The 7546-nt window shown below is 68.2% G+C and carries 7 protein-coding genes; 3 read left to right on the top strand and 4 right to left on the bottom strand.

Annotated elements, in window-relative coordinates:
- Positions 1-105: 105 nt before the first annotated feature.
- Positions 106-909, top strand: coding sequence for a serine protease (locus ER13_RS14825; RefSeq protein WP_035310441.1), 804 nt, complete (start codon positions 106-108; stop codon positions 907-909).
- A 10-nt stretch (positions 910-919) separates the two neighbouring features.
- Here ER13_RS14825 and ER13_RS14820 read toward each other — a convergent pair whose 3' ends face one another.
- The gene (locus ER13_RS14820) at positions 920-2704 is read right to left on the bottom strand and encodes an acyl-CoA dehydrogenase (protein ID WP_035310439.1); all 1785 of its coding nucleotides are present in this window, start codon (positions 2702-2704) and stop codon (positions 920-922) included.
- Positions 2705-2823: 119 nt separating this feature from the next.
- Between ER13_RS14820 and ER13_RS14815 the strand changes: the two genes are divergently transcribed.
- Together ER13_RS14815 and ER13_RS14810 are read left to right on the top strand one after the other, a co-directional pair.
- Complete coding sequence (locus tag ER13_RS14815; RefSeq protein ID WP_035310437.1) at positions 2824-3375, top strand: cytochrome b; 552 nt, start codon at positions 2824-2826, stop codon at positions 3373-3375.
- Entirely contained in the window at positions 3372-4301 is a 930-nt protein-coding gene (locus ER13_RS14810; protein WP_035310435.1) for an L-threonylcarbamoyladenylate synthase, read from the top strand. Before ER13_RS14815 ends, ER13_RS14810 begins: the two co-directional genes overlap by 4 nt.
- Here the strand turns inward: ER13_RS14810 and ER13_RS14805 are convergent.
- The 3 genes from ER13_RS14805 to yaaA all read right to left on the bottom strand — a co-directional run bounded on the left by ER13_RS14805 (position 4298) and on the right by yaaA (position 7079).
- On the bottom strand, positions 4298-5362 hold the full coding sequence (locus ER13_RS14805) for a patatin-like phospholipase family protein (RefSeq protein ID WP_052005144.1): 1065 nt from the start codon (positions 5360-5362) through the stop codon (positions 4298-4300). The two genes, ER13_RS14810 and ER13_RS14805, sit on opposite strands and share 4 nt — an antisense overlap.
- Before the next feature lie 24 nt (positions 5363-5386).
- The gene (locus ER13_RS14800) at positions 5387-6187 is read right to left on the bottom strand and encodes a 3-hydroxybutyrate dehydrogenase (protein ID WP_035310443.1); all 801 of its coding nucleotides are present in this window, start codon (positions 6185-6187) and stop codon (positions 5387-5389) included.
- 121 nt (positions 6188-6308) lie between these two features.
- The gene (gene yaaA / locus ER13_RS14795; protein WP_035310433.1) at positions 6309-7079 is read right to left on the bottom strand and encodes a peroxide stress protein YaaA; all 771 of its coding nucleotides are present in this window, start codon (positions 7077-7079) and stop codon (positions 6309-6311) included.
- Between the last annotated feature and the right edge of the window lie 467 nt (positions 7080-7546).

Genomic DNA, 7546 nt, shown 5'->3' with positions numbered 1-7546 from the left:
GTTGGCGACGGTTCATCGGTTAGGCCCCCTTATTCTGACCCGAACCTTGTGCGTGGCCCACGGCGGCGTCAAATGAAGAAAAGCCCAGAGAGGCGCTTTGCCTTGATGTTCGACCTCCAGACCCTGCCGACGACCTCCGCCGAGGCGACGCAGACCGTGTCGCGTTCGGCCAGAGACCTGACCGTGACCATGATCCGTGCGACGGTCCAGATCGACCAGCCGAACGGTGACGGCACGCGAACCGTGGGCGCCGGTTTTCTGTTGAATGCGCCCCGCGCGGACGGCACGCCGCGCACCGTTCTGGTCACCGCCGATCACGTGCTGAGCCGCATGCCCGACAGCGAGGCGCGGATCGGATGGCGTGTCGAACTGCCGGACGGCGGGTGGCGTTTCGATCCCCAGCCGCTGATCATTCGGGACGCAGAGTCTGACCCGCTATGGACCAAGCCGGGCGACCGCGACATTGCGGTCATGGAGATCAGCGCGCCGGCAGCCTTCGCCCGTGACGCCATTCCGATCGCATGGCTGGCGGACAGGGAGGCGTTCGACGCAGCCGAGGTCGGGCCGGGCGACGCTATGCGGACGTTGGGCTTTCCCCGGGGGCGGTCAGCCAACCGCGCCGGGTTTCCGATCCTGCGCGTCGGGCGGATCGCATCCTGGCCGCTGACTCCGATCGACGCCTTTCCGACCTTCCTGCTCGATCTGGCCGTCTTTCCGGGCGACTCGGGCGGACCGGTGTTCTGGACGCCGGCGACGCAGGTGTCGCCGGTCCATCCGTGTGTCGCGGGGGTTCTGACCCAGGAAGTCATCGTTCAGGACGAGCGCCTGAAGATCGGCGTGGTGGTCCACGCCGACTATATCCGTGAGGCGGTCGACCTGCTGGACCAGAAGGCCGCGCCGGCGCCCTGAGGCCGCTGCTTCACCCCGTCAGGGCTTCGGCCGTCAACCGCTTCAACAGATCGCCGCCCTGGCCTACGGCCGCCAGGCGGCTGGAGACATGGCCCAGCACATTGGCGGCATAGACCTCATACAGGTCCAGCTTGCCCTGCAGCCACACGGGGTCGCCCTCGCCGGCGTCGAGTCGCGCCTTGGCCGCCAGGGCGCCCTTGGCCAGCATCCATCCGCCGACCACGTCGCCCAGCAGTTTGAGATAGGCGTCGGCGGCGGCCAGGACATCGGCGGCCGCCTCGGCCTCGGCCTTGCGATCAAGCAGCCACAGGGTGGCGTCCTGCACCGCCTCGATCCCCGTGGCGAACCGTTCCAGCGGCTTTCCGGAATAGAGGTGGGCCAGGTCCGCCAGGGTCGCCTTCATGTCGGCGATCAGAGCCCGGGCCGCTTCCCCGCCGTCCATCGACAGCTTGCGGCCCACCAGGTCCATGGCCTGGATGCCGTTGGTGCCTTCGTAGATCGGTGCAATCCGGGCGTCGCGGTAATATTGGGCGGCGCCCGTCTCCTCGATGAAGCCCATGCCGCCGTGGATCTGGACGCCCAGCGACGCCACCTCGCAGCCGACGTCGGTGGACCAGGCCTTGGCGATGGGGGTGAACAGGTCCTCGCGAGCCTTCCAGCGCCGACGATCCTCCTCAGTTCCGGCATGACGGGCCAGGTCGGCGGCGACGCCGGTCGACAGGCAGACGGCGCGGGCGGCCGATGTCTTGGCCTTCATCACCCCCAGCATGCGCCGCACGTCGGGATGGTCGAAGATCGGAGCATTGGCCTCGCCGGTCCAGACCGAGCGGCCCTGACGACGGTCCAGCGCATAGGCCAGGGCGTGCTGATAGGCGCGTTCGGCGATGCCGACGCCCTCGACGCCCACGGCGAGGCGGGCCGCGTTCATCATCACGAACATATGGGCCAGGCCCTCGTTCGGTCGGCCGACCAGTTCGGCGCGCGCGCCTTCATAGCTCATGACGCAGGTCGGGGAGGCGTGGATGCCCAGCTTGTGTTCGACCCCGACCGGGCGGAAACCGTTGCGGTCGCCCAGGCTGCCGTCGTCATTGACCGCGAACTTGGGCGCCAGGAACAGGCTGATGCCCTTGGGGCCCTTGGGCGCGTCGGGCAGGCGGGCCAGAACCAGATGGATGATGTTGTCGGTGGCGTCGTGGTCGCCCCAGGTGATGTAGATCTTCTGGCCGTTCAGGGCGTAGGTGCCGTCGCCGTTCGGCGTGGCCGTGGTGATCAGAGACCCCAGGTCCGAGCCGGCGCCCGGTTCGGTCAGGACCATGGCGCCGGTCCATTCGCCGCTGACCAGCTTGGTCAGATATTTGACCTTCTGTTCCTCGGTCCCGACCTGGTCCAGCGCCTCGATAGCCGCCAGCGACAGCATGGGGCACAGGCCGAAGGCCATATTGGCGGCGTGAACGGTCTCATAGGCCGCCAGCTCCAGCGCCTTGGGCAGGGCCTGGCCGCCGACCTCGACCGGAGCCGACAGGCCGGTCCAGCCGCCGGCGGCGAACTGGCGATAGGCGTCGGCGAAGCCGGGGGCGGCCGTGACCGCGCCGTTCGCATAGTGCGAGCCCTGCTGGTCGCCGATGCGGTTCAATGGGGCCAGCACCTCCTCGGAAAACTGTCCGGCCGCTTCCAGCACCGCGCCCGCGACGTCGGAATCATAGTCCGGGAAGGCTCCGGTGGCGGCGACGTCGGCCATGCCGGCGATGGCCTCCAGGGTGAAGGCCAGATCACGAACGGGTGCGCGGTAGCTCATGGGTTTCCTCGATGCATATTCAGGCCTAAGTGCCTCGTCATCGCCCCTTGTCGCAAGCGGCTTGGCGCAAGGCTCTTCGTCGGGGCACACTGGCGCCCTGCCGCCACGGAAGGGAAGTCATGGCCGAACCTCGCAATCGCTATTCGACGGTGTCGCTGGCGCTGCACTGGATCATCGCCCTGGGCGTGCTGGCCCAGGTGCTGCTGATCACGGCGCATGAGAAGACGGAAGGCGTCCTGTCGGGCCAATTCGTCATGCTGCACAAGTCGGTGGGCATCACCATCCTGGTCCTGACCCTGGCGCGAATCGGCTGGCGGCTGGCGCATCCGGCCATCCCCCTCCCGGGCCACCTGCCGCGCTGGGAAAGGCAGGCGGCGCGTGCGACCCATGTGCTGTTCTATGTCATCCTGATCGCCATGCCGATGACCGGCTGGCTGGCCTCATCGGCGGCCGGGCGTGAGATCGCCTGGTTCGGTCTGTTCGACTGGCCCCTGCTGCCGGTCGGCGGCGGTCGCGAGACGGCGGGTCGGTTCATGGAGGTCCATGAGGTGGTGATGAAGGGTCTGTATGTCCTGATCGCGCTTCATGTGCTGGGTGCGCTGAAGCATCAATTCATCAATCGTGACAATGTGCTGCACCGGATGATCCCGCTGATCCCGCGTCGGCCATGACCCAAAGGTCCGGCGATACGGCCGATCAGGCGGCCACGGCCCTGCGCCGGGGCGAACTGATCCTGCTGCCGACCGAGACCGTCTATGGCCTGGGCGCCGACGCGGGCAACGCGGAGGCGGTGGCCGCCATCTTCCAGGCCAAGGGAAGGCCGCGCTTCAATCCCTTGATTTCTCATGTCGCCGACGCCGTCGCGGCCGAGGCTGTCGGGGTGTTCGACGTTTCGGCCCGGGCGCTGGCCGAGGCCTTCTGGCCGGGGCCTTTGACCCTGGTGACGCCGGTGCGGGACGGAGGGCGGGTCTGTGATCTGGCCCGGGCCGGGCTGGACAGCGTGGCCATCCGGGTTCCGGGCCATGCGGCGGCGCGGGCGGTGCTGTCGGCCTTTGGCGGGCCGGTCGTGGCGCCCTCGGCCAATCGGTCGGGACGGCCCAGTCCGACGAATTTCGCCGATGCGGTCGAGGAGACGGGGTTCGCCGTCACGGCGGCCGTGGACGGCGGCCCCTGCGCGGTGGGGCTGGAGAGCACGGTCGTGTCGGTGCTGGGCGGGCGGGTGTCGCTGCTGCGGCCGGGCGCGGTGACCCGCGCCGAGATCGAGGCCGTGGTCGGGCCGCTGGCGGACGGCGGCGACGGGCACAGGTCGCCGGGCCGGCTGGCGGCGCATTACGCCCCCGACGCCCCGGTTCGGATCGACGTCGTCGAGCCTCGTGACGGCGAGATCCTGCTGGGCTTCGGGCCGGGGGCGGGCGATCCGCGCTGGAGCTTGAGCGTCTCGGGCGATCTGCGAGAAGCGGCGGCCAACCTGTTCAGATTGTTCAGGGAAGCGGATCGCACGCATCCTGCCGGAATCGCCGTGTCGCCGATCCCGTCACAGGGTCTGGGCGAGGCGATCAACGACCGTCTGCGCCGCGCCGCCGGCTTCGTCGGCTAGCCGAACCGGGCCTGGAGATCGACGCTGGAGTGCCGCCCGACGCAGGGCAGGCAGGTCTCCAGCCAGTCGTCGGCGGCGGCCCGTCCCCGCGCCTTCAGATCATTGAGGAAGCTCCATTCGGTGTTGAACTTGGACCTCAGCGACAGGTCCGAGAGCCAGCCGTCGGCCTCGATGGCGTGCAGCCGCACCTGACGATAGGACCCGCCGCCGTGTTTCAGCTGGCCCCCGGCGATCATCTCGGCGGCCATGGCGATGGCGCGCAGCTCGGCGACCAGGGGGGCGTTGAAGACGATCTCGTTCAGCCGTTCGACGATGTCGCCGGCGCTGCGCGGCGTCTCGTCGCGAACCATGGCGTTCAGCGTCACCAGCAGGACGTCGTCGGGCGTGTCATCGCCGGTCAGGGGCCACAGCGGCGGATTGGTCAGGTAGCCGCCGTCCCAATAGGGTTCGCCGTCGATCTCGACCGCCTGGAACAGATGGGGCAGGCAGGCCGAGGCCATCAGGACGTCGGCGGTGATCTCGCCGGATTCGAAGATGCGGGCCCGGGCCTGGCGCACGGCGGTGGCGGCGACGAACATCTTTATATCGGATGCCTGAACCGCGCCGAAATCGACCGCCGCCTTTAGAACCCGTGTCAGAGGGTTGTGATTTAGCGGATTGAATTCATAGGGGCTCATGGACATGGCCAAGGTCTCGCCGGCGCGCCATAGCGGGGTGTCCTTGATCCAGTCCGGCGTCTGGGCCGGGTTCCACAGGGTGCTGTCGCCGAAGACGTTGCGGCCGCCCGACTGGTTGATCTCGCGCCACAGTTTGTCGAGGGCGGCGCGGGCGTCGCCGGCGGCGAGACCCGAAACCAGGGCTGCGCCGTTCATGGCCCCCGCCGAGACGCCCGAGACGGCGCGAACCTCCAGCCGGCCGTCCTCCAGCAGCCGGTCCAGAACGCCCCACTGGAAGGCGCCGTGCGCCCCGCCGCCCTGCAGCGCCAGGGACAGGGGCCGTCGTCCCGAGGCCGACGGGACGATGTCCGCCGGTTCGGCGGCCTTGCGTCTGAAGATCGCCATGCCGCCGTCCCCTAGGTCGTTGGTCTATTGCGCGGTCCAGCCGCCGTCGATGGAGAAGCTGGCGCCATTGGCCGAGGCGCCCAGGTCGCTGACCAGATAGAGGAAGAGGCCCGCCAACTGGTCGGTCGTCACGAATTTCTTGGTCGGCTGGGCGGCCAGGATGACGTCGTGCAGGACCTGTTCCTTGGAGATGCCGCGGGTGCGGGCCTGGTCGGCGATCTGTTTCTCGACGATGGGGGTCTCGACGAAGCCGGGGCAGATGGCGTTGCAGGTGATATTGTCCTGGGCCAGTTCCAGGGCCACCGTCTTGGTGAAGCCGACGATCCCGTGCTTGGCCGCGACATAGGCCGACTTGAACGGGCTGGCGACCAGGCCGTGGGCCGAGGCCATGTTGACGATCCGGCCGCGCCCCTGGGCCTTCATGATCGGAATGGCCGCCCGGGTGGCGTAGAAGGCCGAGGACAGGTTGATGGCGATGATCTGCTCCCACTTGTCGGTGGGGAATTTCTCGACGGATTCGACGTGCTGGATGCCGGCGTTGTTGACCAGGATGTCGAGGCGGCCGAACTCATGTTTGGCGAAGGCGACCATGTCGGCGATCTCATCGCCGCGCATCATATTGGCCGCGTGATAGCGGACCCGGCCGCTGGAGCCGGCTTCCAGCCCGGCGCGGGTGCGTTCGATCTCGGCCGGATCGCCCAGACCGTTCAGCACCACGTCGCCGCCGCGCGCCGCCACGGCCCGCGCCAGGGCCAGGCCGATGCCCGAGGTCGAGCCCGAAATGACGGCGACCTGACCCTTCAGGTCGCCGATGTCGCGAAACACCGGGGCGTCGCCGTGTGCGGCGGCTGGTGCGGCGCTGGGGCCCTTGGATGACTTCGACCAGTTGAACATGAATCCGCCCTTCGTGTTTTGTCGAGAGACTAGCGGCAGGACGGGGCGGGGATCAAGAATTTCCCGACCTGATGAATATCCACTCGTTGTCCGTCGAGGCGGCCTTGTCGAACCTGTAGCCGTCGCGGTCGAAAGCCTTCAAGTCCTCGACCCGTTCCACCCGCTCGTCGATGGCGAACCGGGCCATGGCCCCGCGGGCCTTCTTGGCGAAGAAGGAGATGATGCGGCTCTCGCCATTCTTCTCTTCGCGGAACTGGGGGGTGACGACCGGCAGTTTCAGGGCCTTGGCGTCGACGGCGCCGAAATATTCCTGGCTGGCCAGATTGACCAGGGTCGGGTCGGCGTGGCCCTCGGCGTCTGCGTTGAGCTGTTTCGAGATCCGGTCGCCCCAGAAATCATAAAGGCTGGACCCGCGCCGGGTCTTGAGCCGCGTGCCCATTTCAAGCCGATAGGGCTGGATCCGGTCCAGCGGGCGCAACAGGCCGTAGAAGCCCGACAGGATGCGCAACCGGTCCTGGGCGAAGTCGAGGGCCTCGACGTCGAGCTCGCGCGCCTTCAGGCCTTCATAGACGTCGCCGGCGAAGGCGAAGGCGGCCTGGACCCCGTCGGTCGAGTCCGAATCAAAGGCCTTGAACCGTTCCAGGTTCAGGGTGGCCAGGTCGTCGGAAATCCCCATCAGACGCCGCAGATCGGCCTTGGTCTGACGCCGCGCCGTCACGGCCAGGCTGGCCGTGTCGTCCAGAAAGCGGCGGTCCGGGCCGGGAATGGCGGGGTCGGCTTCAGTGAAGTCCAGCCGCTTGGCGGGAGAAAGAACGATCAGCAAGAGGCGGCTCCGTGGTGGCCCGCTGACATAGGGCGCCTTGGTGACGATTTGAACCGGGCGCGATGACGGCGTGGGGGATCGCCCTCGCGCTTTCGCTGCGAAGTTCGGAGGGCTGGGCGGGGCGCCGGGCCTTCGCCCGGAGTTTTTGTGTTTTGAGTACCGTTTCGACGAAGGTTTGACGCCCCGCGCGAATGGTTGGCCTGCAAGCTCGGGGCGCCGAGCGGTGGCGGTCTTATCGCCTAACCCCATAAGCCTGCGACGGGTCGGGAGGGTCTGCGAACACCGTCCCGAGTGCGATCGAGTATCCCCCTCGACCCTCCGCCGACGTCCTGAGACGCCGTCGGCGCGGAGGAGTTGCACCCCCGCTCCCGTTCCATCCGCTCCCGCCGCCGCAAGGTCGCAGGCCAAGCGAGCCCTCCAAGCGACGAGACCGAGGCGTGATTATAGGGGGTGTGGGAGGGGTGATG

This window comes from Brevundimonas sp. EAKA, assembly GCF_000698025.1.
Lineage (GTDB): Bacteria > Pseudomonadota > Alphaproteobacteria > Caulobacterales > Caulobacteraceae > Brevundimonas > Brevundimonas mediterranea_A.
This window is presented reverse-complemented; position numbering and strand designations above follow the sequence as displayed.